Source organism: Paracidovorax cattleyae (assembly GCF_900104515.1).
Taxonomy (GTDB): domain Bacteria; phylum Pseudomonadota; class Gammaproteobacteria; order Burkholderiales; family Burkholderiaceae_C; genus Paracidovorax; species Paracidovorax cattleyae.
The window spans coordinates 1-1,250 of sequence record NZ_FNJL01000090.1; the positions used below are offsets into that span (position 1 = coordinate 1).

The following is a 1,250-nucleotide window of genomic DNA, read 5'->3' on the forward strand; positions in this document are numbered from 1 at the left end:
CGTCGCCCTCCTGGCCGTCTGCCCGGCCTTGCGTTTGTCCTTCAGTCGGTAGCTCTCGCCGCTGATCTGCACGATGTGGGCGTGGTGCAGCAGCCGATCGAGCATCGCCGCGGTGAGCGTCTGGTCGTCGGCGAAGGCGCTGTGCCACTGCGTGAACGGCAGGTTGCTGGTGAGCACCATCGAGCCGCGCTCGTAGCGCTTGGCGACGACGTTGAAGAACAGGTTGGCCTCGTCCCGCCCGAAGGGCAGGTAGCCGATCTCGTCGACCACCAGCAGCTTCGGCCCGAGCACCGCGCGATTGAAGTAGTCCTTGAGCCGGTTCTGGGCTTTGGCTGCGGCCAGTTGCATCATCAGGTCGGCCGCCGTGATGAACCGCGCCTTGTGCCCCGCCATGACGGCACGCTGGCACAGCGCCAGCGCGATGTGGGTCTTGCCCACGCCGCTCGGCCCGAGCATCACCACGTTCTCCGCACGCTCGACGAAGGCCAGGTGGCCGAGCTCGACGATCTGCGCCTTCGGGGCGCCGCCCGCCTGCGCCCAGTCGAACTGCTCCAGGGTCTTGATGGCCGGCATCGTCGCCAGGCGCATCAGCACCGTGCGCTTGCGCTCCTCGCGGCCCGCATGCTCGCTCGCGAGTACACGCTCCAGGAAGTCCGCGAAGCTGGCGCCGTCGCGCGCCGCGTCCTGCGCGAGGGCGGGCCAGTCGCTGGCGAGCCGGGTGAGCTTGAGCTGCTCGCACAGCTCGGCGATGCGGTCGTGCTGCAGGCCCATCACGCCACCTCCAGCAAGGCGTCGTACACGGACAGCGGATGCTGCAGGCTCTGCAACGGCAGGACCACACGCTGGCATATCGGTGGCGGTGCCTTCAGTGCGGGCGCCGCCAACATGACCGCGCGCTCCTCGGCCAGGCGCACGGCCGGCACCGCCTTGGTGGTGGCATGCACCCGGGCGTTGGCGACCTCGTCGAGCCAACGCCGGACGTGGACGTTGGCCAGATGGGCATCGAGCCGCAGCCCGCTGGCCTCGAGCGTTGCCGCCAGCGGGACCACGAAGCTGCCCTTGAGGTAGGCATTGAACCGCTCGACCTTGCCCTTCGTCTTGGCGCGGTAGGGCCGGCACAGCCGAGGCTTGAAGCCGCAGTTGTCGGCGAGTTCGCGCAGTTCGCTGTTCCAGCGGTGCTGGCCTTCGCCGTAGGCATCGCGTTCTATGACGACGGCCTTCGTGTTGTCGAACAGCACATGCTCGGGCAC

1 protein-coding gene and 1 pseudogene are annotated in these 1,250 nt (G+C 68.6%); both read right to left on the reverse strand.

Features of this window, described 5'->3' with window-relative positions; genetic code table 11:
• On the reverse strand, positions 1 to 771 hold a 771-nt coding region (gene istB / locus BLR05_RS25595; protein WP_092840654.1), incomplete at its 3' end, for an IS21-like element helper ATPase IstB.
• Positions 771 to 1,250, reverse strand: a pseudogene (locus BLR05_RS25600) (DDE-type integrase/transposase/recombinase); the annotation flags it as partial. The pseudogene BLR05_RS25600 and the gene istB, both read right to left, overlap by 1 nt.